A 21,284-nucleotide genomic window follows, 5' to 3' on the forward strand; every position below is an offset into this window, starting at 1 on the left:
AGCCTGATGTAATGGCTTTATGCATTTCAACCCTTACGGCGGCACGGCCGCCGAGCTGGCCGCACAACTGGTCAACGCCGACCCGCACGCGAATCTGCTCCAGGTGCTCGACGCGGCGGGATACAAGCCGCTGGGATCGCTCGACGCACGGCAGACCGCTGAATTGCGCCGCTGGATCGCGCGGCTCGCCGAGGTCTTCGACGAGCCCTCGGTGTCGCAGCTCAACGCCCTACTGGCGGAAACGACCAGCCGACCGTACATTTCGACGCACGACGGCCGCGCGCCGCATCTGCACTACGCCCACGAGGACGCGCCGACCGACGAGCGGGTGAAGGCCTACACCGCCGCCGGCCTCGCGGCCCTGTTCTGCGAAGACCCCAACCGCATCGGCCGCTGCGCGCGGCCGGGGTGCGCGCAGGTGTTCGTGGACACCTCACGCAACGGGCGGCGTCGCTTCTGCTCGACGCGGTGCTCGAATCGAGTGCACGTGGCCGACCATCGGACGAGGCGCTCGGCCTGAGCCGACCGAATCGTGTCGTCGTGCTCAGTTGGTCACGACGGGCCCGTGCAGCTGGAAGTGCGGATGCTCCTCGGCGCGCATCCAGCGCCCGTAGGTCGCCTGGCCCGTATCGTCGTCGCGCTGGATCGGGCTGACCCAGGTCCGGCGGGGAATCTGGCCGCCGCTGCGCGGGCCGTGCGCGATCAGCGGGACCTGCCTGGCCACGAGGTAGTAGTCCTCGTCGGAGCGGGTCTCCGGCAGGTATTCACACAGTTGCTCGGCGGCGTCGCCCAGATCGGCGCCCGCCACCACCCCGTGGCGCGGACTGGGGCCGTCGGCCTCGACGACGACGGCCGAGACCGTCCACATGCGATTGCCCGGCAAACGGGCGGCGGGCCCGTCCGGGTCGGTGGCGGTGCAATGACGCGGTTCGGTGGTGTCTGCCGCCTCGGCCGCGTACGCGCTCTCGATCATCCTGCACCTCCGGGTGGGCCGCGGGTCGGCGGGACCGATGGGGCTGTAATCGATCATCTTGCCTCCCAACGTAATCAGAAGAGAACAGCCGGTCATAGGTCGGGACATCTTGTGTCCGAGGTCAATTCGGCAATTCGGAGGAGAACTGACCTACAAAACAGTGTATAGCCCCCGAACGGACACCGTGGCCGAACGGTCCGGTTGACGTGGTGAAACGCGTTACCCGGCATGATGATTCAACCGTCGAGCGGCTTTCCGGCGTTACAGCCGGCTCGGGAGCGTCGAATCGGCAATTCGCAGGCAATTGGCGCGAATGACCGATTGTGTTCGGTTCACTGCGCGTTCGTGCGCGATCACGCGGTGCCGTTGATCCGACCGGCCACCGCGGGCAGCCGATCGATCATCGCGATGGTGAAATCCGCGAGCAGATCGATCAGGCCGTCTCGGTCGACGTCCAATCCGCCGTCCAGCCAGACCAGCACCAGTTCGGCGGCTCCGCCGGTAATGAGCTGGGAGGTCGCCGCGACCGCCGTGTCATGCCCCTCGGGCAGGTCGAGGACGATGCGGGTTTGCTCGATGATCGTCGCGGCGACGGTGCGCATGCCCGCGAAACGAGTGCGCATCAGCGCCTCGTTCCCGTAGGCCTGCGCGAAGACGATCTTGGCCCGGCGTGGGTCGTCGGTGAGTTCGGTGATCAGGGCGGCCACCCCGGCGCGAATGCGCTGCGCGGGCGTGCCCTCGGTCTCGGCGATGGCCGCGCGGGCCTTGTCGAGCGCGGAACGCTGCACCGCGAGCAGCAGTTCGGCGGCCAGCGCGCCCAGATCGGGGAACGCCTCGTAGAAGAACCGCGGCCCGACTTTGGCCTGTTCGCAGACCCCGCGCACGGTCAGTGCCGCGAGCCCCTCGGTGCCGACGATGGCCAGCGCCGCGTCGAGCAGGCGCCTGCGCCGATCCTCGCGACGCTCGGCGCTGGACACCCCGCGGTAGGTGCCGGTGAATGCTCGGGTCACCCGGCCAGCTTGGCACAGCACAAGTTGGGAAACAAACGTATACGGAAACGCTCGTTTCCGATATGGTCGATGCATCGCAGCGTCGCGAAGGGAACAGGACCATGAGTCTTCTCGTGCCACAACGAGTCAGTGCGGTGTCCGACGGGGCCAGACAGCTGCGGACCCAGCTGTCCCGGCGGGTCCAAAGGGTCGGCGTCCGGTTCGTGCAGCACTATCCGACGAAGGTGCGGCCGCTGGCCGAACCGCCGGTGGGCAGCGGGCTGCGCCCGACCCTCGGCGACTTCGGGCCGCCAGGAATCGGCTACACGCTGCACACCCTTGCGGACCCGATCGAGTTCGCGCGCAAGCGTTTCGAACGGTTCGGCCCGGTGCAGTGGATGGGCGTGCTCGGCAGGCCGGTGGTCACCGTCGGAAGCCCGGAGGCGTTCGACGTCGTCATGCTGGACCGCGGCAAGGTCTTCTCCGCGCAGCGCGGCTGGGAGTTCCTCATCGGCCCGTTCTTCCGCGGCGGCCTGCTGTTGCGCGATTTCGACGAGCACCTGTTCCATCGCCGGATCATGCAGCAGGCGTTCACCCGGCCACGCCTGGTCGGCTACCTCGACATGACGACACCGCTGCTGCGCGCAGGGATCCAGGAGTGGCGTCCGGCCCCGGATTTCCCGGTTTACAGCGCGATCAAGAAGCTGCTGCTGCAACAGGCCACCGAGGTGTTCGCCGGCGCCGCGCTCGGTACGGAGGGCGACCGGCTGGAACGCGCCTTCGAGGACGCGGTGCACGGCGGGACGGCACTGGTGCGGGCCAACCTGCCCGGCGGGGTGTGGGCGCGCGGGCTGCGCGGGCGCCGGGTGCTCGAGGAATACTTCCGCCGCGAACTCCCGGTCAAGCGCGCGGGCGAGGGCAACGACCTGTTCAGCGTGCTGTGCCGGGCCAGCACCGTCGAGGGCCACACCTTCACCGACGACGAGGTCGTCCAGCACATGATCTTCGTGATGATGGCCGCCCACGACACCAGCACCATCGCCTCCGCCATGCTTGTCCACGAACTGGGCAGGCATCCCGAGTGGCAGGAGCGGCTGCGCACGGAATCCCGTGCGCTGGGCAAGGTTTCACTGGACTACGACGATCTGGATCGGCTGCCCGCATTGGATATGGCGTTCAAGGAGGCGCTGCGGATGTACGCGCCGGTCGCCCAGCAGGCCCGCGAAACCCTGCGCGACACCGAGATTCTCGGCCACTACGTGCCGCGCGGGACGCTGATCATGTGCGGCCCGTACACGATGATGCGCACCGACGAATTCTGGCGCGACGCACACGCTTTCGATCCCGAGCGGTTCGCGCCGGAGCGCCGTGAGGACAAAGCGCACCGCTTCGCTTGGTCGCCGTTCGGCGGCGGGGCGCACAAGTGCATCGGACTGTACTTCGGCGGGATGACGGTGAAAGCCGTGCTGCATCAGATGCTGCTCGAGTACCGCTGGGTGGTGCCCACCGGCTACCAGGTGCCGCTGGTGGCGGGCACCGGACCTACGCCCGCCGACGGATTGCCCATCCGGCTCGAACGGATCGAGCGGTGAGGCTCGCGGCCGACCGAGGGCGGTGCGAGGGGCACGGCATGTGCGAGGCGCTCGCGCCCGCGCTGTTCCGCGTCGGCGCGGACGGTGTGGTCGCGCCGCTGGTCGAGTCGGTGTCCCCTGCGGACGCCGAGGTGGTGGCGCTGGCCGTCGACAGCTGTCCCGTCCAGGCGCTACGGTGGGCAGAGGATTGAATGTGATCGACGAAAAAGTGGCTGAACTCGCGAAACCGTCCCTCGAAGCCGAGGAGACTCATGAGCGAGCCGGATGATGCTGCGCCGTCGAGTGCCGGACGCGTGATCACGCGCCGCACGATGCTCGGCTGGGCGACGGCGACCGCGCTCGGCATGGCCGCGTGCGGCCGCGACAACGAGGACGCGGCCGCCATGAGCGAGGCCGCCGCCATCGCGAACGAGGCGTACATCTTCGGCTATCCGCTGATGCTGATGCACGCGACGCGGAAGGCGGCGCTGGAGAACACGCCGGTCAACCAATTCCAGCATGCCGACGCGCTGCCGACGCCGGAGCGACGCGACATCGTTCGGTTGAACGTGGACACCCTGTATTCCAGCGCCTGGCTCGATCTGTCACGTGGCCCCATCGCGTTGCAGGTTCCGGCGATGGATGGCGATCGCTTCTGGCTGATGCAGATCATGGACGCCTGGACCAACACCGTCCACAATCCGAGCAGTGTGCGCCCGCAGGTGCGGCCCGGGGTGCGCACACCGCCGTTCAGCTACGTGATCACCGGACCGAACTGGTCCGGCGCGCTGCCAGAGGAGCTGACCCCGCTGCCGCTGCCGACGCCCACGGTGTGGGTGCTCGGCCGCATTCAGGTCGACGGCGTCGCCGACATCCCGGCCGTGCGCGCGATCCAGCGGGGGGTGCGGCTGGTCTCGCTGGACGACTGGGTCGCGAGGCGGCCCGCGCCCAGGCCCGCCCCGCCCCTCGTACCGTCGCGGCCGCCCGCCGAGCAGGTCATCGAGATGGGCGCCAGGGATTTCTACGACCGGCTCTGCACGCTGATGGACATTGATCCGCCAGCACCCGCCGACGCACCGGCGATGGCTCGGTTCGCCGAGATCGGGATCGAGCCGGGCGGCCGGGTCAGGGGGCTCTCGGACGCGGCCCTCACGACCGCGGCCGACGATGCGAAACAAACGATCGGCGTCTACGTCGACCCGAATACCCGGATGGACAACGGCTGGACTTTCGATCCGGCAGTCGGCGTGTACGGCACCGACTACCTGCACCGAGCCGCGGTGGCGGACAAGGGGTTGGGCTCCAACCTGCCCCAGGACGCCATCTATCCCACCTACTTCGGCACCGCGGACACCTACGGCACGCCCAAGCGGTTCCGGCTGCGTTTCGAGCCGGGGCAGACCCCGCCGGTCGACGCGTTCTGGTCGGTCACCGCGTACGGGGCTGACGGCTATCTGGTGCCCAATCCGGCGGGCATCTATTCCGTCGGCCATCACGAGCCGGTGGTGCCGGGACCGGACGGCGCGGTGGAGCTGGCGATTCAGCACAGGAATCCGGGACCCGCGGTGCCGCAGGGTAATTGGCTGCCCATTCCGGCGGAGGACCAGTTCTCGCTCATGATGCGGCTGTACGCGCCGCGGCCCGAGGCCCTCGACGGTCGCTGGCAGCCGCCCGCCGTCACACCTGTCCCGTGATCGGAGACTGTCTCACGCCGAATGCCACCCTGGCTGCGTAGGCTGGTCGAGACCCGCCCGCCGATCCGCGACCGGAGCGCCCGTGACCGATCCCAGTCCCTTCCCTTTGCGTACGAGCGAGCGAGCGGTGCTCGACCGCGTCACCGATTTGGCCACCGAATTCGGCGCTGTCGCAGCCGATTACGATGAACGCGCGGAGATCGCGGTCGATCATCTGACGGCGTTGCACGAGGCCGAGGTCGATCGCGCTGTGCTGCCGGAGCGAGTCGGCGGGACAGGACTGAGCTACGGCGCCTTCGGACAGCTGGTGCGCACGCTGGCGAAGGCCGACCCCTCCACCGCGACCATCTGGACCATGCACGCGGGCGCGGGCGTCGCGCTGGCCGAGATCACCGCCGACACGCTCGGCTCGTTCTTCGCCGAGGAGTTCCTGGCGGGCAAGCGATTCGCGAACGCGCTCTCCGAACCCGCCAGTGGCAACCGGTTCCTCCAGCCGCAACAGGAGGCCGTGTCCGCGCCGGGCGGATGGGAGCTGACCGGCGCCAAGCGCTTCGTCTCCGGCGCCGAGATCGCCGACTATCTTCTGGTCAACGCCCTGGTCGACGGAGAGCCGACGTTCTTCGGCCTTGCTCCGGACGCGACGGTGTCGATCATCCCGATCTGGGACACCCTCGGATTGCGCGCCACCCGCAGCCAGCTGCTGTCCTTCGAGCGGACCGTGCTGCCCGCCGAATACCGCGGCCGACGGCCCGGCGCAGCCGATTTCGCGGTGATCCCCGCCGGGCTGCCCGCCCTCTCGCTCGGCATCGCCAACGCGGCGCTGGACGCCCTTGTCGAGCACGCCAATTCGCGGGTGATCCTCGGCGCGCCGCTGTCGCACCAGCAGTGGGTGCAGCACGAGGTCGCCGACGCGCAGACCAGGCTGGCCGCGGCGCACGCCCTGTACGAGCAGGCGCTGTGGCAGGCGGACAACGGGATTCCCGCGTTCCTGCCGACGCTGGGCCGGTCCAAGTACCTCGCCAACAAGGTCGCCGTCGACGTCGCGCAGCTCGGCGTCCGAGTCGGCGGCGCTTCCGGCTATCTCAAGCGCTCGCCCATCCAGCGGCACCTGCGGGACGCCGAAGCCGGTCAGCTCATGGCGTATTCGACCGAGGTGCTGGCCGGCGTCATCGGCAAGGAAGTCCTCGGGGTCGCCGACTGAGCCTGCGCCCCAAGGTGATTCGCGTCACGGCGTGACGATGGCGAAGCCCGGGTCCGGCTTGTCGAACAGTCCGGGCAGCTGCGCAAGCGCAGCCGCGTTGCCCTCGATCGCGATCTCGCCGTCGCGTACCGCCGCACGCAGATCGCCGCCCGCGACGAACGCCCGCAGCAGCGCGGCGCGGGTGAGCGTGATCGTGGCGTCCGGCGCGGGCAGTCCGTCGCTGGGGCTCCGGTCGTAGTGCACGAGCACCCCGTTGCGCAGTTCGGTGCGGTGCGTGCGATCGCCCTCGTCGCGGAAACGCCAGTCGATGACCAGCCGGGTGTCCCATGCCTTCGGCCCGTCCAGGCGCAGCGACATCGCGTCGAAGGCCTGCTCCACGCTGAGCGCGCTCAGCAGGTCACCGGAATTCGCCTGGACGGGCGTGCCGAACGAGCCGTTGCGCAGTTCGTGCGCGCCGCTGAGGAAGAAATTGCGCCAGGTGGCGTTCTCGGATCCGTACGCCAGCTGCTCGAAGGCACTGGCCTGCAAGAGTTTCGCCGTCTTGTCCGCCGGGTCGGCGAAGATGGCGTAGTCGAGCAGCTGCACCGCCCAGCGATAGTCGCCCGCGTCGTAGGCCCGCTGCGCCTTCTTCAGCACCTCCTTCGTCCCGCCCATCGCCTCGACATGGCGCTTGGCGGACTCGACGGGCGGATGCTGCCACAGGTGCGCGGGATTGCCGTCGAACCAGCCCATGTACCGCTGGTAGATGGCCTTCACGTTGTGGCTGACCGATCCGTAGTAGCCGTGCGTCGACCAGGATTTCGTCAGGCCGGGCGGCAGCTGCATCATCTCGGCGATCTCGGCCCCGACGTAGCCCTTGTTCAGCAGCCGTAGCGTCTGGTCGTTGAGGTAGCCGTACAGATCTCGTTGCACCGAAAGGAATTCCACGATCCGGTCGGTCCCCCAGACCGGCCAGTGGTGGGAGGAGAACACCACGTCGCTGGCGCGGCCGTAGCGATTGATGGATTCGGTGAGGTACTTCGACCACACGTGCGGATCACGGACAAGGGCTCCGCGCAGGGTCAGCAGGTTGTGCATGGTGTGGGTGGCGTTCTCGGCCATGCACAGCGCCCTGCGGCCGGGGAAGTGGAAATTCATCTCCGAGGGCGCCTCGGTGCCCGGCGTCAGCTGGAACACCATGCGCACACCGTCGATCGTCTCCTCCTGGTCGGTGCGGACGATGTCGACGGTGGGCGTGATCAGGGTGACGGTGCCGAGCGAGGTGGTCTGGCCGAGGCCTGCGCCGATCTGCCCCTTCGGGCCGCGCGGCAGGGCGGCGCCGTACATGTACGCCGCGCGGCGCGCCATCGCCGTTCCGGCGTAGATGTTCTCGGCGACGGCGTGTTCCAGGAAGCCGACGGGCGCGAGCACCGGGCAGCGACCGGCGGCGACGTCCTGTTCGGTGGTCACGCCGAGCGCACCGCCGAAGTGGTCGACGTGGGAGTGGCTGTAGATCAACCCGGTGACGGGGCGGTTCCCGCGGTGCGCGCGGTAGAGCGCCAGTCCGGCGGCCGCGGTCTCGGCCGAGATCAGCGGGTCGATCACGATGACGCCCGTGTCGCCCTCGACCAGCGTCATGTTCGACAGGTCGAGACCGCGGATCTGGTAGAAGCCGGGCGCGATCTCGTACAGGCCCTGCTTCACGGTGAGCTGGGCTTGCCGCCACAGACTCGGATGTGCCGATTGCGGGCAGGGTTCACCGAGGAAGCCGTAGGAGTCGTTGTCCCACACCACCTTTCCCTGAGCATCCGTGACGACGCCCGGTTCGAGCGCCGCGCGGAAGCCGCGGTCGGCGTCGGCGAAGTCGGCGGTGTCGGAGAAAGGCATGGTCTCGGCGGCCCGCTGGTTCGCGGCCAGGATGTGCTCGCTGGGGTCGGTCGGTGTGGCCGAGGGACGCGCCTCGTCGTCGTCCGCGCAGCCGCCGAGTCCGACGCCGACCCCGGCGACGGCCAGCGCGGCGGCGCCGACGCCGAAGACGCCGCGCCGGGACACTCGCCGCGCGGTCTCCTCGTTCTCCCGCTCGACCATGCACGCTCCTCGCTCGTCCCGTCGATATACGCCCGGCAGTCGCCGTCCCTCGGCGTTGCGGTCGACCATAATCACTATTGCAGCGATACTGCAATAGTGATCTCGCTGCCGACCGCCTCCCGCGCCTTCCGGGCCGGTCGCCGACCGCCGGTGCGACGTGTGATCGGATGCGGTCATGGGTGAGGGCACGACCGGCGCGCGGCGGCGCCGCAATCCGGAGCAGACCAGGGCCGCGATCATCGACGCCCTGCTGGCCGCGGTGAAGGAGGGCGTCTTCGCGCCGACGGCCAAGGACATCGCGCAGCGCGCTGGCGCCTCCGAGCGCAGCATCTTCGTCCACTTTCCCGGCATCGACGAGCTGCGCATCGCCGCGGTCGACCGGCAGTCCGAACAGGTCGAGGCCCTGATCCGGACCGTCGATCCCGAGCTGCCGCTGGAGACGCGCATCGATCTGGTCGTCGAGCAGAGCGCCGATATCTTCGCGCTTCAGCGCAACCCGCGGGTGCTCGGTCTGCTGGAATCGCACAGCCTGCCCGCCGTCGACACGCGAATGCGGCTGACTGACAGCCGGATTCGCGCCGCGCTCGCGCACGCCTTCCGCGCCGAGCTGACCAGGACCGGCGAATCCGACGAGCAACTGCTCGACACGATCGACGCCACCGTCGGCTGGCCGTTCCGGCACCACCTGGTGGAACGGCGCGGACTCTCCCGCGCGGCCGCGTCCGCCGCCGTCCGGCGTGCCCTCGCGGCGCTGCTGGGCGCGGATCATCCTGGGCGGTCCGATTTCGGGTAGTCGACTACTCAAGCGATCCCTGCTCAGGTGGGCAGAATCGGCGAGCGACAAGCTGTCCGAGTTCAGGGGGTGCCGGATGTCCGACGATCACAAGGCGTTGTCGCCTGCTCCGAACAACGAGCCGCCGCTGCGCGGGTTCCACTCGCCGCAGCTATCCCGGCCCTGCCGGGTGCGCCCGCGCGGCGCCGCGCCCGCGGTCGCCGGGGCGGGCGTGCAGCGTGCCGTCCGTGAGTCGCACGCGGCGGACCGAGACGAGATGGTCGTCGCGGCGCGCAAGTTCGCGGAACGCGCGCTGCGCATGACCCTGGAGGTGCTCGATCAGCGCAGGCCGATCGGGCAGCTGGCGTCCGTCGCCGACGGTGCCGTGGTGTCGGCGGTGCGCACCCTCATCGCCGGGGACCTGACTCCGGGCCGCGGTTTGGGCGTCGCCGTGCTGGCGCGCGTCGCGGTGACTCCGGTCGACGCGCGCTCCGCCGAAGTCTTCGCCGGATACGACCGGGGGCGGCGGCGATTCGCGCTCGCGGGGCGCATCGCGCACAGCCGCGCCTCGGGGTGGCGGCTGACCGCGCTGCGCATCCGGTGAACCGGCCACACGCCGATCAGCGGGGACCGTTGGTGTTCAGGAACAGCACCGGACCCGCGCCGAAACCGCCCTCGGCGTTGCGGGCCAGCAGCGCGGCGAGCGCCTTCGCGGTGTACACCGGCTCGAGGTCGAGCCCTTCGTTGTCTTGGGCCGTCGCGGCGGCTTCGGCGGCCGCGGGAATCGGATGGCCGTAGCCGGGGCCGAGCCAGTCCCGGGTGAGCTGGAGATCGTCCGCCGAGATCGCGGGCGCGTCGAATCGTGCGCCGCGCTCGCGCAGCAGGGCGGTGGTCCGGTCGACCAGGCCGAGCAGCGCTGGTGCGTCGAGGCGAAGGGTGTCGTTGACGACGACACCGAACACGCCGGTGCCCAGTCCCGCCAGCCGCAGGCCGAGAATCAGCCCGGCCGCCGTGCCGCCGGAGCCGATCGCGGTGACGACGTGCGAAGGTTCGGGCAGGACGCCCGCGCGGACTTGGGCCGCGATCTCCAATCCCGCCTCGACGTAACCGAGTACGCCGAGCGGCGCGGAGCCGCCCGCGGGCAGGTAGTACGGGGCCGCGCCCGGCCGCCAGTGCTTGGCGTACAGCAGGGGGGCGATGAGGACGGTGCGCAGTTTCGTGTGGGTGCGGTGGATTTCCGCGCCGGAAGCCTGAAGCCGGACCAGTTGGGCCCGCACGTGCTCGTCGACGGGCTGGTCGATGAGTGCGAGCACCGTGTGCAGCCCGAGGTCACGCCCGTACAGCGCCGCGGCCAAGCCCCAGTTGGTGCCGACGCCGCCCACCGTGAGCAAGGTGCGCCGACCGGTGCGAATCGCCTTGGGCAGCAGCCATTCCAGCTTGCGCACCTTGTTGCCGCCCCAGCCGCCGTCGCCGTAGCCGCTCTCGTCCTCGAGCCAGACCGGAGCGACGCCGGTGCCCAAGCCGTGCAGCGGCCGTACCGGCGTCGGCGCGACGCCGAGCCGGTGGAAGGGAAGAGCGCTCGCGACATCGGGAAGCCGCGCGTGTAGCAGCGGCATTGGTCGATTGTCCAGTTCCATGGCGCCTTCAGCCTACGACGCGGTCGTCGCCGGCGCGGGTCGATGGTGCGCGCTGACACGCATATGCCCGTATTCGACCGGTGGCACGCTAACTGAACTACCTTTGACCTGGTGCGACACTGCACGGGTGCGGTCGAGCTGATCACGGCGTTCGTCGCCGCCGTGGCGGGTGGACTCGCGCTCACCACGCCGATCTCGCTGGCCTGGGCCCCCGGGACGGCGACGCTGGAGATGGAGCTGCTTGCGCACAACTTGCCAAGGGCGACCGCGATCGGCTTCATCGTCGCGGTGATGGCCGCGGTCTTCACCCGCACCGCCGACGCGGCGGTGGTGGCGTGGCTGGTGGCGCTGTTCGGCACGGTTGTGCTGCTGATCAACCACACGATGGGCCGCAGCTTCGCCAGTCTGGCCCCACTGACCACGCTCAACGACATCGATTCGCTGGCGGGCGGGATGGTGCTCGGCGGGCTGATGACGGCGGCGAGCCGGCACATGGTGTACGCGGGCGCGGCCACCCTCGGCGCACTCGTCAGCATCGTCATCGGCGATCTGAGCGTGCCCGGCATCGGCCATCCGCTCGCGCCGGATCTGCCCGCGGACTTCGTGACGGACTCGCCTCCGCTGTGGCTGCTCTGGCCGACCGCCGGGCTGGTACTGGTGTGTGCGCTGCTGTACCGGCATCGCCGCCGCGAATCGGTGATCGCGGTCGAGCTGCCGCTGCGGCCGATCGTCGCCGCGTTGCTGATCGTGCTCATCACACTCGGCAGCTCGGAGTGGCTGGCCCACCGGGGTTCGACGCTGCTCGAGGTGCTGCTCGTCGCCGCCATCACGGTGGTGACGGTGCTGGCCGCGGCGCTGCTGCTGCCCGGCCGCGACGGGGTGATCGTCGCCCTCAGCGCCGCCGTCGCGGCGGTGGGCGGCGCGATCGTGGTGACCGCGCTTTCGGGGTGGGCGGTGCCGCTGTTGGTCGGCGCCACGGTGGGCGGCATGGTGCTCGGGCTGTCTCGACCGATGCCGCTGGCCGCACTGGTGGCGACCGCCGCGCTCGGCGCGTTCGCCGTCGCGACGGCACGGCCCGAAGGCCTGACGCCCGCGGCGACTATCACCGGCTCGCTGGCGCTGGCGCTGATCACCGGATACTGCTTCGGTACGGCGCAGCCGATCCAGAGCCCGAGCAAGGTGCTCGCCCTCTCGCTGCTGTTCGTGCCCGGCGTGGTCGTCGCGCTGCGGGGCCGCATCTTCGGCGGTGAGCTGGACATCCAGCGCCGTTACCCCGATCCCGACCGGCTGCTCTCCATGGTGCCCGGCCTGACGGCGATCTTGATCACCGGTGGTTGCGCACTCGTCGTGGTGCTGCTGAACCGCCTGCGTACCGAGGAGTCCGAGACGGAGTCCGCCGACGCGGCCCGGCCAGGCACGCGCTAACGTCGCCGGCATGCGGCTTCACGTGGGATGTGCGATGTGGACGCACGCGGCATGGCAGGACCGGCAGCTCGGTCCCGCGGAGCGGTTGCGCTGGTACGCCGATCGCTGCACCGCGGTCGAGGGCAACACCACGTTCTACGCGACTCCGGCGCGCCCCACCGTCGAATCCTGGGCCGAGCAGACCGCGCCCGATTTCCGTTTCGTGATGAAGCTGCCCAGGCCGATCACGCACGAGCGCAGGCTCTCCGGCGCCGATCGGGAACTACGCGCCTTCCTTTCGGCGATGGAGCCGCTCGGGCCGCGCCTGCACACGCTGTGGGTGCAGCTGCCCGGCTCGTTCGGTCCGACCGATCTCGGCGCGCTCGCCGCCTTCCTGCGCGAGCTGCCCGCGGCGTACCGGTGCGGCGTCGAGGTCAGGCACCCGGCGTTCTTCGAGGACCACCGCGCGGGCCGAGCGCTGGAGCGTGTGCTCGGCCGGGTCGGCGCGGAATGGACAACCTTCGACACCACAGTGCTTTTCGACGGCGTCGCGGCGGGCCCGGCGGAGCAGGAGGCGCGGTCGAAGAAGCCACGGGTGCCGCGGCGCACCGACGCGCTCACCGAATATCCGATCGTGCGCTATCACGGCCGCGACGACGTCGACCGCACGGTGGCGGGATGGCGTCCGTGGCTCGACACGGTGACCGCCTGGCTGCGCGAGGGCCGCTCGCCGACGGTATTTCTGCACACCCCCGACAACGCGGGGGCCTTGGACTTGGCCAGACGCTTCCACGACGAGGTCCGCGCCCGGCTTCCGGAACTCGACCCGCTGCCCGAACCGGTCGCGGACGAGCCGATGACGCTGTTCTGAATTCCCTGCGTTCAGCAGCCGAGTCCCTGCGTTCAGCAGCCGAGACCCTGCGTTCAGCAGCCAAGACCCAGCACCGTGGACGCGAAATCCACGAAGAGCGGAGCCAATTCGGGCACCCGCGCCGGTCCGTCCGAGACCATAGTGCGGCGGGTCCGCTCGCCGATCGCCTCCGGGATGAGCGCGATCAGCCCGTCCGCCAGCTCCGGCAGGGTGGCGTCGGCCGCGCGCTCCTGGTTGTAGAAGACCCGGTAGAGCTCGGCGAAGCGGTCGACGGCGAGGTCGCGATAGGCCACGGCGGCCTGGTCCACCTTGAACGATTCCACGAGCACGATGTACGCGAAATCCGGTTCGACGACGATCATTTCGCAGTAGGTGTGCACGATGGAACGGATCTTGGCGCGGGCGTCGGCATCCGGAGGGAGCTGGGCGAGTTCCTCGGCGATGCGCGTGGCGACGATATCGATGCCGGTGTGCACGGCCTCGACGAAACACTCCTCCTTGTTGGCGAAGTGCTCGTAGAAAGTGCTGCGCGAGACCCTTGCCCGGCCGACGATATCGGAGAGGGTGGTGGCCGAATAGCCTTTGGCCTGCACGCTTTCCACCATCGCCGTGATGAGCCTGCCGCGCTGCGAGGCGAGGACCGCTTCGCGGGTCGCGCGGTGTCGCTCGGCGAATCCGCTTCTCGGTAGCGTCATCGGGCGCGTCGTCACTTGCTCTCGGCGCATGTGTGCCTCTCTGTCGAAACGATCGAGATCGGACACGGCCCCGCCGATCGTGTCGCCTCAGCTCCCACCCGGGCGGCGACTGTTCGTGAACTACCTTGTCCGCGACCGCCGCCCACGGCCGTCGCGCCGTCGCGACGGCACGAACCCCACCGGTGCAGCGAGGGTACCGGACCAGGAACGCCGCTGCCCTGTGGTCTTCATCCTGTCTGCGCCATTCGTCCGCCATTGGCGGCGCATCTGTGCAATCTTGTTATTGCGCAATGGCATTGATACGGAGGGTGCGGCGGAGTCATGGCGTCGAACGCGTTCGATCTCGGCGGCCACACTGTCGCGCGTCGCGGTGCGCTGCGCCGTGGGCGGGACGCGCCGACAGTGCCGTTGTGGCCAGGCATGATTCCGCCGCAGCAGGTCGGCCAGCCGCTACGGTCGCCGAAGCGCCGCAGGCCTGCACCGCGGCGCGGACGACCGCGAAACCGGCGCCGCCCCTGGCTCGTCGGCGTCGCCACCATCGGTGCGTCGCTCGCGGCGGTGGCGGTGGTGCTGGTGTACGCCGCGGAGGTGACCGAGCCGCGCCAGTCGGCCACGGTCGCGGACCCGGTGCTCGGCGGGGGACCGGGGTGCGAACCGACCCGATCCGACCAGCTGGTACGCGGTAACGGCACCGGCTCGCTCGCCAGCGGACCCGACGCGATCCTGGCCTTCCAGCACGCGTACTACGTGGCCAAGTCCGGCGCGGAGGCGCGGGCCGTCACCACCCCCGACGCGGCCGTGTCCCGCGTCGACGTCATCGATGCGGGCATCGCCTCGGTTCCCCCTGGCGCCCGGCACTGCGTCCTGGTGCTGCCGCTGCCGGACGGCCGCTTCGACGTCGTGATCACCGAGACCCGCCCGGACGCCGTCGTGCGCACGTACCGGCAGTTCGTGACGGTGACTCCGCGCGACGGTGGCGTCCTGATCAGCAAGATCGCCCCGCCGGACCGGTAGCTCCTTTCGGCGTTCGCGCCGTTCCCTGTTCTCGCACGCGCTGATGTTGATACATTTCCGTATCGAATACACCGGTGTATCGAATACGCTGATGTATTGAATGGCGTTCGTATCGAACCGGGCGTCGCGGAATCGAACACCGCCGAGAGGAATCACGATGACGTCGTCACCCGCGGGAACCTCGACGCGTCCGGCCACCCGAAGACGGGTCGAGACAAGGAAACGGCTGCTCACCGCCGCGTACGAGGTCTTCGCCGAGGAGGGGTTCGGCCGCGCCACGGTGGAGGGGGTCTGCGAGCGCGCCGGTTTCACCCGCGGCGCGTTCTACTCGAACTTCACCTCGCTGGACGAGCTGTTCCTCGCCATGTGGGAAGAGCGCTCGGCGGCGATGCTCGCCGATGTCGGCGCCGCGCTGGACGACATCTCGGTCGACGACGTCACCGACCTCCGCGACGTGGTGGACCGCCTGCTGCGCGCCGTCCCGCTGGACGATGCCTGGTACCGCATCACGGCGGAGTTCACCAGCCACGCGCTGCGCACACCGACGCTGCGCCGAGTGATGGCCGCCCGCGAGGAGGCGATCGTCGCGGCGCTGATGCCTGCTGTGGTTGCCGCGCTCGGCCGGTTCGGGCGCGCCGTGCCCGACCCGGAGGAGCTCGGCCAGGCCATGGTGGCCGTGCACGACGGCACCGCCGTGCAGGTGCTGATGGAACCGCGCAACCGCACCGCTCAGCGGCGGCGCACCGACCTCTTCTGCCAGATCGTGCTGGCGTACAGCACGCCGATCGAAGGATGAACATGACCAACTGCAGTCCCGAATTCGCGCGCGAAGCCGAGGTGATCGTGGTGGGCGCGGGCCTCGCCGGCCTGGTCACCGCCTACGAACTGGTCAAGGCGGGCCGCAAGGTGCACCTGCTGGACCAGGAGAACCGCAATAACCTTGGCGGGCAGGCTTTCTGGTCGCTGGGCGGGCTGTTCTTCGTCGACAGCCCGGAGCAGCGCCGCCTCGGCATCAAGGACTCCTATGAACTGGCGCTGCAGGACTGGCTCGGGTCGGCCGGATTCGACCGCGACGACGAGGACCACTGGGCGCGGCAGTGGGCGGAGGCATACGTGCGGTTCGCGGCCACCGAGAAGCGGGATTACCTGCACGCCTTGGGTTTGCGAGTGACCCCGCTGGTGGGCTGGGCCGAGCGCGGCGGTGCGCTGGCCGACGGCCACGGCAATTCGGTGCCGCGCTTCCACCTCACCTGGGGCACCGGTCCGGAGGTGGTGCGGGTCTTCCAGGAGCCGGTGCTCGAAGGAGAGAAGCGCGGGCTGGCCGGCTTCAGCTTCCGGCACCGGGTGGACGAACTGATCATCGAGGACGGCGCGGTCGTCGGCGTGCGCGGCGCCGTCCTGGAGGATACCGATCTGGAGCGAGGTAAGGCTTCGTCGCGAACGGCGGTGGGGGAGTTCGAGTTCCGCGCGAAGGCGGTCGTGGTGACCTCCGGCGGCATCGGCCACAACCACGAGATGATCCGGCGCAACTGGCCGACCGAGCGGCTCGGTCCCTGCCCGGAGACGCTCATCTCCGGCGTCCCCGCGCACGTCGACGGTCGCATGCTCGCCATCTCGGAGACCGCGGGCGGCGCGATCGTCAACCGGGATCGCATGTGGCACTACACCGAAGGCATCCACAACTGGGATCCGATCTGGCCCGACCACGCCATCCGGATCATCCCCGGCCCGTCCTCGCTGTGGTTCGACGCCAACGGAAAGCGTTTGCCCGCACCGTGTTTCCCCGGTTTCGACACCAACACCACGATGAAGGCGATCCTGGCGACCGGCTACGACTACTCCTGGTTCGTGCTGACCCAGTCGATCATCGAGAAGGAGTTCGCTCTGTCGGGCTCCGAGCAGAACCCCGACATCACGGGCAAGGATCTCAAACTCACTCTCAAGAGCCGGGTGGCCAAGGGCGCGCCGGGGCCGGTGGAGGCGTTCAAGCAGCACGGCGTCGATTTCGTGGTCGCCGACACGCTGCGCGAGCTGGTCGACGGCATGAACAAGATCGCGCGCGGACCCCAGCTCGATCACGACGACCTGGAGCGTCAGATCGTCGCCCGCGACCGCGAGGTGGGCAACAAGTACGGCAAGGACGCCCAGCTGATGGCGATCACCAACGCCCGGCAGTACTTCGGGGACAAGGCGGGTCGCGTCGCAAAGCCGCACCGCATCCTCGATCCCAAGGCGGGGCCGCTGATCGCGGTGCGGTTGAACATCCTCACCCGCAAGACGCTCGGCGGTCTGCAGACCGACCTCGACTCCCAGGTGATTCGTCCCGACGGCGACCCGCTGCCCGGCCTGTACGCCGCGGGCGAGGTCGCTGGCTTCGGCGGTGGCGGCGTGCACGGCTACAACGCGCTGGAAGGCACCTTCCTCGGCGGCTGCATCTTCTCCGGTCGCGCCGCGGGCCGCGCGCTGGCGAAGAAGCTCGCCTGACACGCGACCCGGACCGCTCGCCGGTGCGGTTCAGCGCACCGGTTCGATCGGCAATCGCCGTGCTTCGCTGGACGGATCCAGCGCCGCGGAAGCGGTCGAAAGCCGCAGCGCCGCAGGTGCGGACGGCGGAACCACTGGGCGGCGCGGCGGGATCGGGTCGAGCCGCCGGTACGGCGCGCCGAGCGCCGGTCGCGGATCGGGCTCACCCTTGTTGGGCCACAACGAGACCGCGCGCTCGGCCTGCGCGGCGATGGTCAGCGACGGATTGACGCCGAGGTTCGCCGAGATCGTCGAGCCGTCGATGATGTGCAGCCCGGGGTGCCCGTAGAGCCGGTGGTACGGATCGACGACGCCCGTCTCGGCCGAGTCGCCGATCACGCAGCCGCCGATGAAGTGCCCCGTCATCGGGATGTTCAGGACGCCGGAGGCGGTGCCGAGGGGAAAGCCGTCGATCTTGTCGGCCACCCGGCGCGCCACCTCGTGCCCGGCGGGCACCCAGGTCGGATTGGGTTGGCCCGCACCCTGTTTCGTGGTCATCGTGCGGCGGCCGAACCAGTTCCGCTTGGTGTAGGTGGTGATGGAGTTGTCCACCGACTGCATCACCAGCAGGCCGATCGTCTGCTCGGACCAGTGTCGCGGAGTGTGCGCGCGCAGCACGTCGCGGCGGTTGCGCCACAGCGCCTTCAGCCACAGCCCGGCGCGCGGGGTGTCGCCGCTCACCATCACGGTCGCCATCAGGGACAGGGCGTTGCTGCCCTTGCCGTAGCGCACCGGTTCGACGTGGGTGTCGTCGTCGGGATGGATCGAGGAGGTGATGGCGACGCCTTTGGTGAAATCGCTGTCGCCGCGGCGGCTGCGGGCCCCGAGAAGTTCCTCGGAGTTGGTGCGCGAGAGCTGTCCCAGCATGTCGGAGATGGCGGGCAGCGAGCCGGTGTCGCGCAGGTGGTGCAGCAGGCGCTGGGTGCCGAGCGCGGCGGCGGAGAAGACCACCTGCTCGGCGGTGAGCTCCCGGCGCTGTTTGCGCACCGTGCGTCCGGTGCGCTGCGTGGTGATCGTGAAACCGCCGCCTTCGCGCGGGCGCACGTCGGTCACCGTGGTGAGCGGATGCACTGCGGCGCCCGCCTTTTCGGCCAGGTACAGGTAGTTCTTGACCAGGGTGTTCTTCGCGTTGTGGCGGCAGCCGGTCATGCACTCGCCGCAGTGCGTGCAGGCCCGCCGGTCCGGTCCGGCGCCGCCGAAGTACGGGTCGGGCACGTCCTGTCCCGGCCGGACGCCCGGTCCGCCGAAGAAGACGCCGACGGGGGTGCTGCGGTAGGAGTCGGCGACGCCGAGGTCCTCGGCGACCTCGCGGAGCACCCGGTCGGACTGGGTGGTCGCGGGATTGGTCGTCACGCCGAGCATCCGGGTGGCCTGGTCGTAGTGCGGCGCGAGTTCCGCGCGCCAGTCGGTGATGTGGCCCCACTGCCGGTCGGTGAAGAACCGTTCCGGGGGCTCGTAGAGGGTGTTCGCGTAGACGAGCGAGCCGCCGCCGACGCCCGCGCCCGCCATCACCAAGGTGTCCTTCAGCAGCGCGAGCCGCTGGATGCCGTAGCAGCCGAGTCGAGGCGCCCAGAGGTATTTCCGCAGCCGCCAAGAGGTTTCGGCGAATTCGTCGTCGGCGAAGCGGCGACCCGCTTCCAGCACCGCGACGCGGTACCCCTTCTCGGTCAGCCGCAGCGCGGTCACGCTGCCGCCGAAGCCCGAACCGACGACCACCACGTCGTAGTCGAATGTCATGGACCTGCGCCTTCCTCGCCCCGCTGCTGTCGTGGAACAACGCTACGAGCGGGCGGCCCGCGGACAGGACAGACCTACGGCCAACAAATCGACATTTCCGGCCACTCGTGGTCTCGCGCCTGTCAGTCGGGCAGCGCGCCGAGCAGTCGGCTTCTCGCGCTGTCAGGGTTGTCGCCGAAGTAGTGGTCGTGGACGGCGCCCAGCAGATCATCGGTGGTGAGGTAGCCGTCGCTGTCGGCGATCGCGCCCAAGCGGTCCCACAGGGTGCGGCTCGGCGTCACTCTAGGTCCGGCGCAGGGCTACTTCGGCGAGCTCGGTCCAGTCGGCGAGCACCTGCTTGCGGCGGGCGCGGTCGCGGCCGACCATTTCGTCCAGGGTGGCGCCGCGCACCAGGTTGATGGTGAGCCAGAAGGCGGAGTCGAGGCGATCGCGGGAAATGCCGGAACCGACCAGGGCGGCGCAGCGGTCGAGCAGCTCGACGGTGAGATCGTGCTGGACGCGCAGCATTTCGCGGCGCAGCTCGCGGTCGTTGGCGATGCCGACGTAGAGCTCGACGCAGGCGCGGCCGAGCTTGCCTGCGAAGGTGGCGGTCACCAGCTCGACCAGCACGGCGCCCGCCGCCGTTTCCGCGGGCACGGTGCGCAGCTTGCGGTGCAGCGCCTGGCGCTGGCGCTCGGTGAGATGACCGATGGTCTGCGCGAAGAGCTCCTGGCGGGTGTGGAAGTGGTGCAGCTGGGCGCCGCGGGTGACCCCCGCGCGAGCGGTGATGTCGGCGATGGACGCGTTGCCGTAGCCCACCTCGGCGAGGCTGTCTATCGCCGCGTCCAGCAGCTGCGCGCGTGTCCGCAGACTCTTCTGCTGATGCTTGTTCGGCGGCAGCTCGGAAACCATTCGAGCAGTATAACGGGCAAAAAGTACATGCTGCCTTGCATGCAATTGGATGTTGGCCATAATGTGTTGGCAAGCCGACCACCCCGCCGCGGAGATGATGAGATGCCTGTCGACCGACTGCTGCCCACCGAGGAAGCCCGCGATCTGATCGAGCTCACCAGGGAGATCGCCGACAAGGTGCTCGAGCCGCACGCGGCGCAGTTCGAGAAGCGGGAGCAGTACCCCGAGGAAGCATTCCGCGCACTGGGCGCGGCCGGGCTGCTGAGCCTGCCCTACCCGGAGGAGTTCGGCGGCGGCGCGCAGCCCTACGAGGTGTACCTGCAGGTGCTGGAGGAGCTGGCGGCGCGGTGGGCGGCGGTGGCGGTCGCGGTCAGCGTGCACAGCCTCTCGTGCCACCCGCTGTTCGTCTTCGGCACGCCGGAACAGCGGCAGCGCTGGCTTCCGGAAATGTTGTCCGGCAACCTGATCGGCGCCTACAGCCTCTCCGAGGCGCACGCGGGCTCCGATGCGGCGGCGCTGCGCTGCAAGGCCACCGCCGTCGAGGGCGGGTATCGAATCGACGGCTCGAAAGCGTGGATCACCAACGGCGGCAAGGCGGACTACTACACCTTGTTCGCCCGCACCGGCGATGGCTCCCGCGGCGTCTCCTGCTTCCTGGTCCCCGCGGGCATCGACGGGCTGAGCTTCGGCAAGCCCGAGGAGAAGATGGGCCTGCGCGCGGTGCCGACCACCACCGCCGCCTACGACGGCGCCTTGCTGCCCGCCGAGCGGCTGATCGGCGCCGAAGGGCAGGGGCTGGCGATCGCGTTCAGCGCCTTGGATTCCGGACGGCTCGGTATCGCCGCCGTGGCGACCGGCCTCGCCCAGCGCGCCATGGACGACGCGGTGGCCTACGCCAAGGAGCGTGAGGCGTTCGGCCGCCGCATCATCGACCACCAGGGCCTCGGCTTCGTCCTGGCCGACATGGCCGCCGCCGTGGACTCCGCCCGCGCGACCTACCTGGACGCCGCCCGCCGCCGCGACGCGGGCCTGCCCTATTCCCGGCAGGCCAGCGTCGCGAAGCTGGTCGCCACCGATGCCGCCATGAAGGTCACCACCGACGCGGTGCAGGTCTTCGGCGGCTACGGCTACACCCAGGACTTCCCGGTCGAGCGCTACATGCGCGAGGCCAAGATCACCCAGATCTTCGAGGGCACCAACCAGATTCAGCGCCTGGTCATCGCCAGGGACCTCGCCCGCTGAACC

21 protein-coding genes are annotated in these 21,284 nt (G+C 69.7%); 13 read left to right on the forward strand and 8 right to left on the reverse strand.

Annotation, left to right across the window (positions count from 1 at the left end; all coding sequences use genetic code 11):
- Window positions 1-19: 19 nt before the first annotated feature.
- Window positions 20-520, forward strand: coding sequence for a CGNR zinc finger domain-containing protein (locus AB0H50_RS28185; protein WP_357458268.1), 501 nt, complete (start codon window positions 20-22; stop codon window positions 518-520).
- Window positions 521-544: 24 nt separating this feature from the next.
- Here the strand turns inward: AB0H50_RS28185 and AB0H50_RS28190 are convergent, their stop codons facing one another.
- Together AB0H50_RS28190 and AB0H50_RS28195 are read right to left on the reverse strand one after the other, a co-directional pair.
- Window positions 545-973 carry a hypothetical protein gene (locus AB0H50_RS28190; protein ID WP_357458271.1) on the reverse strand — a complete coding sequence of 143 codons (429 nt, stop codon included), beginning with the start codon at window positions 971-973 and terminating at the stop codon, window positions 545-547.
- Between the two features lie 353 nt (window positions 974-1,326).
- Window positions 1,327-1,983, reverse strand: coding sequence for a TetR/AcrR family transcriptional regulator (locus tag AB0H50_RS28195; RefSeq protein ID WP_357458273.1), 657 nt, complete (start codon window positions 1,981-1,983; stop codon window positions 1,327-1,329).
- A gap of 101 nt (window positions 1,984-2,084) precedes the next feature.
- Between AB0H50_RS28195 and AB0H50_RS28200 the strand changes: the two genes are divergently transcribed.
- The 4 genes from AB0H50_RS28200 (at window position 2,085) to AB0H50_RS28215 (ending at window position 6,428) form a co-directional block, all read left to right on the forward strand.
- The gene (locus tag AB0H50_RS28200) at window positions 2,085-3,554 is read left to right on the forward strand and encodes a cytochrome P450 (RefSeq protein ID WP_357458275.1); all 1,470 of its coding nucleotides are present in this window, start codon (window positions 2,085-2,087) and stop codon (window positions 3,552-3,554) included.
- Complete coding sequence (locus AB0H50_RS28205; protein WP_357458278.1) at window positions 3,551-3,745, forward strand: ferredoxin; 195 nt, start codon at window positions 3,551-3,553, stop codon at window positions 3,743-3,745. The genes AB0H50_RS28200 and AB0H50_RS28205 overlap by 4 nt, the downstream gene beginning before the upstream one ends.
- A 60-nt stretch (window positions 3,746-3,805) precedes the next feature.
- Complete coding sequence (locus AB0H50_RS28210) at window positions 3,806-5,227, forward strand: DUF1254 domain-containing protein (protein WP_357458280.1); 1,422 nt, start codon at window positions 3,806-3,808, stop codon at window positions 5,225-5,227.
- Window positions 5,228-5,309: 82 nt separating this feature from the next.
- Window positions 5,310-6,428, forward strand: a complete 1,119-nt coding sequence (locus tag AB0H50_RS28215; RefSeq protein ID WP_357458283.1) for an acyl-CoA dehydrogenase family protein — start codon at window positions 5,310-5,312, stop codon at window positions 6,426-6,428.
- 24 nt (window positions 6,429-6,452) lie between these two features.
- Here the strand turns inward: AB0H50_RS28215 and AB0H50_RS28220 are convergent, their stop codons facing one another.
- The gene (locus AB0H50_RS28220) at window positions 6,453-8,294 is read right to left on the reverse strand and encodes an alkyl sulfatase dimerization domain-containing protein (RefSeq protein WP_357458361.1); all 1,842 of its coding nucleotides are present in this window, start codon (window positions 8,292-8,294) and stop codon (window positions 6,453-6,455) included.
- Window positions 8,295-8,670: 376 nt separating this feature from the next.
- Between AB0H50_RS28220 and AB0H50_RS28225 the strand changes: the two genes are divergently transcribed.
- Both AB0H50_RS28225 and AB0H50_RS28230 read left to right on the forward strand, forming a co-directional pair.
- Window positions 8,671-9,288, forward strand: coding sequence for a TetR/AcrR family transcriptional regulator (locus AB0H50_RS28225; RefSeq protein ID WP_357458285.1), 618 nt, complete (start codon window positions 8,671-8,673; stop codon window positions 9,286-9,288).
- A 76-nt stretch (window positions 9,289-9,364) separates the two neighbouring features.
- Window positions 9,365-9,871 carry an Rv3235 family protein gene (locus AB0H50_RS28230; RefSeq protein ID WP_357458288.1) on the forward strand — a complete coding sequence of 169 codons (507 nt, stop codon included), beginning with the start codon at window positions 9,365-9,367 and terminating at the stop codon, window positions 9,869-9,871.
- Between the two features lie 16 nt (window positions 9,872-9,887).
- On the opposite strand, the gene AB0H50_RS28235 is transcribed toward AB0H50_RS28230, so the two are convergent.
- On the reverse strand, window positions 9,888-10,883 hold the full coding sequence (locus tag AB0H50_RS28235) for a pyridoxal-phosphate dependent enzyme (RefSeq protein WP_357458291.1): 996 nt from the start codon (window positions 10,881-10,883) through the stop codon (window positions 9,888-9,890).
- A gap of 132 nt (window positions 10,884-11,015) precedes the next feature.
- On the opposite strand from AB0H50_RS28235, the gene AB0H50_RS28240 reads away from it, so the two are divergent.
- Together AB0H50_RS28240 and AB0H50_RS28245 are read left to right on the forward strand one after the other, a co-directional pair.
- Window positions 11,016-12,329: a hypothetical protein gene (locus tag AB0H50_RS28240; protein ID WP_357458293.1), complete on the forward strand. Its 1,314-nt coding sequence runs from the start codon at window positions 11,016-11,018 to the stop codon at window positions 12,327-12,329.
- Window positions 12,330-12,339: 10 nt separating this feature from the next.
- Window positions 12,340-13,179: a DUF72 domain-containing protein gene (locus AB0H50_RS28245; RefSeq protein WP_357458296.1), complete on the forward strand. Its 840-nt coding sequence runs from the start codon at window positions 12,340-12,342 to the stop codon at window positions 13,177-13,179.
- 53 nt (window positions 13,180-13,232) lie between these two features.
- Here AB0H50_RS28245 and AB0H50_RS28250 read toward each other — a convergent pair whose 3' ends face one another.
- Window positions 13,233-13,874, reverse strand: a complete 642-nt coding sequence (locus tag AB0H50_RS28250; protein ID WP_357458299.1) for a TetR/AcrR family transcriptional regulator — start codon at window positions 13,872-13,874, stop codon at window positions 13,233-13,235.
- A 321-nt stretch (window positions 13,875-14,195) separates the two neighbouring features.
- On the opposite strand from AB0H50_RS28250, the gene AB0H50_RS28255 reads away from it, so the two are divergent.
- The 3 genes from AB0H50_RS28255 to AB0H50_RS28265 all read left to right on the forward strand — a co-directional run bounded on the left by AB0H50_RS28255 (window position 14,196) and on the right by AB0H50_RS28265 (window position 17,372).
- A complete protein-coding gene (locus AB0H50_RS28255; RefSeq protein WP_357458301.1) occupies window positions 14,196-14,888 on the forward strand; it encodes a hypothetical protein in 693 nt (230 codons plus the stop codon).
- 157 nt (window positions 14,889-15,045) lie between these two features.
- Window positions 15,046-15,684 (forward strand): TetR/AcrR family transcriptional regulator, encoded by a 639-nt coding sequence (locus AB0H50_RS28260; protein ID WP_357458304.1) that lies wholly within the window; start codon window positions 15,046-15,048, stop codon window positions 15,682-15,684.
- On the forward strand, window positions 15,681-17,372 hold the full coding sequence (locus AB0H50_RS28265; protein ID WP_357458307.1) for an FAD-binding dehydrogenase: 1,692 nt from the start codon (window positions 15,681-15,683) through the stop codon (window positions 17,370-17,372). The genes AB0H50_RS28260 and AB0H50_RS28265 overlap by 4 nt, the downstream gene beginning before the upstream one ends.
- Before the next feature lie 30 nt (window positions 17,373-17,402).
- On the opposite strand, the gene AB0H50_RS28270 is transcribed toward AB0H50_RS28265, so the two are convergent.
- From AB0H50_RS28270 to AB0H50_RS28280, 3 genes are all read right to left on the reverse strand, one after another.
- A complete protein-coding gene (locus tag AB0H50_RS28270) occupies window positions 17,403-19,148 on the reverse strand; it encodes a GMC family oxidoreductase (RefSeq protein ID WP_357458310.1) in 1,746 nt (581 codons plus the stop codon).
- A gap of 122 nt (window positions 19,149-19,270) precedes the next feature.
- Entirely contained in the window at window positions 19,271-19,429 is a 159-nt protein-coding gene (locus tag AB0H50_RS28275; protein ID WP_357458313.1) for a hypothetical protein, read from the reverse strand.
- Window position 19,430: 1 nt separating this feature from the next.
- On the reverse strand, window positions 19,431-20,039 hold the full coding sequence (locus AB0H50_RS28280) for a TetR family transcriptional regulator (protein ID WP_357458316.1): 609 nt from the start codon (window positions 20,037-20,039) through the stop codon (window positions 19,431-19,433).
- Between the two features lie 102 nt (window positions 20,040-20,141).
- On the opposite strand from AB0H50_RS28280, the gene AB0H50_RS28285 reads away from it, so the two are divergent.
- A complete protein-coding gene (locus AB0H50_RS28285) occupies window positions 20,142-21,281 on the forward strand; it encodes an acyl-CoA dehydrogenase family protein (RefSeq protein ID WP_357458319.1) in 1,140 nt (379 codons plus the stop codon).
- Window positions 21,282-21,284: the final 3 nt, after the last annotated feature.

This window comes from Nocardia sp. NPDC050793, assembly GCF_040654065.1.
In the GTDB taxonomy this organism is placed as follows: Bacteria; Actinomycetota; Actinomycetes; order Mycobacteriales; family Mycobacteriaceae; genus Nocardia.

Excerpts from the sequence above, each read along its gene's own strand:
- AB0H50_RS28185 (WP_357458268.1), top strand. The coding sequence starts at position 20 with ATGCATTTCAACCCTTACGGCGGCACGGCCGCCGAGCTGGCCGCACAA.
- AB0H50_RS28190 (WP_357458271.1), bottom strand. The coding sequence starts at position 973 with ATGATCGAGAGCGCGTACGCGGCCGAGGCGGCAGACACCACCGAACCG.
- AB0H50_RS28200 (WP_357458275.1), top strand. The coding sequence starts at position 2,085 with ATGAGTCTTCTCGTGCCACAACGAGTCAGTGCGGTGTCCGACGGGGCC.
- AB0H50_RS28210 (WP_357458280.1), top strand. The coding sequence starts at position 3,806 with ATGAGCGAGCCGGATGATGCTGCGCCGTCGAGTGCCGGACGCGTGATC.
- AB0H50_RS28220 (WP_357458361.1), bottom strand. The coding sequence starts at position 8,294 with ATGCCTTTCTCCGACACCGCCGACTTCGCCGACGCCGACCGCGGCTTC.
- AB0H50_RS28225 (WP_357458285.1), top strand. The coding sequence starts at position 8,671 with ATGGGTGAGGGCACGACCGGCGCGCGGCGGCGCCGCAATCCGGAGCAG.
- AB0H50_RS28230 (WP_357458288.1), top strand. The coding sequence starts at position 9,365 with ATGTCCGACGATCACAAGGCGTTGTCGCCTGCTCCGAACAACGAGCCG.
- AB0H50_RS28235 (WP_357458291.1), bottom strand. The coding sequence starts at position 10,883 with ATGCCGCTGCTACACGCGCGGCTTCCCGATGTCGCGAGCGCTCTTCCC.
- AB0H50_RS28245 (WP_357458296.1), top strand. The coding sequence starts at position 12,340 with ATGCGGCTTCACGTGGGATGTGCGATGTGGACGCACGCGGCATGGCAG.
- AB0H50_RS28250 (WP_357458299.1), bottom strand. The coding sequence starts at position 13,874 with ATGACGCTACCGAGAAGCGGATTCGCCGAGCGACACCGCGCGACCCGC.
- AB0H50_RS28255 (WP_357458301.1), top strand. The coding sequence starts at position 14,196 with ATGGCGTCGAACGCGTTCGATCTCGGCGGCCACACTGTCGCGCGTCGC.
- AB0H50_RS28260 (WP_357458304.1), top strand. The coding sequence starts at position 15,046 with ATGACGTCGTCACCCGCGGGAACCTCGACGCGTCCGGCCACCCGAAGA.
- AB0H50_RS28265 (WP_357458307.1), top strand. The coding sequence starts at position 15,681 with ATGAACATGACCAACTGCAGTCCCGAATTCGCGCGCGAAGCCGAGGTG.
- AB0H50_RS28270 (WP_357458310.1), bottom strand. The coding sequence starts at position 19,148 with ATGACATTCGACTACGACGTGGTGGTCGTCGGTTCGGGCTTCGGCGGC.
- AB0H50_RS28280 (WP_357458316.1), bottom strand. The coding sequence starts at position 20,039 with ATGGTTTCCGAGCTGCCGCCGAACAAGCATCAGCAGAAGAGTCTGCGG.
- AB0H50_RS28285 (WP_357458319.1), top strand. The coding sequence starts at position 20,142 with ATGCCTGTCGACCGACTGCTGCCCACCGAGGAAGCCCGCGATCTGATC.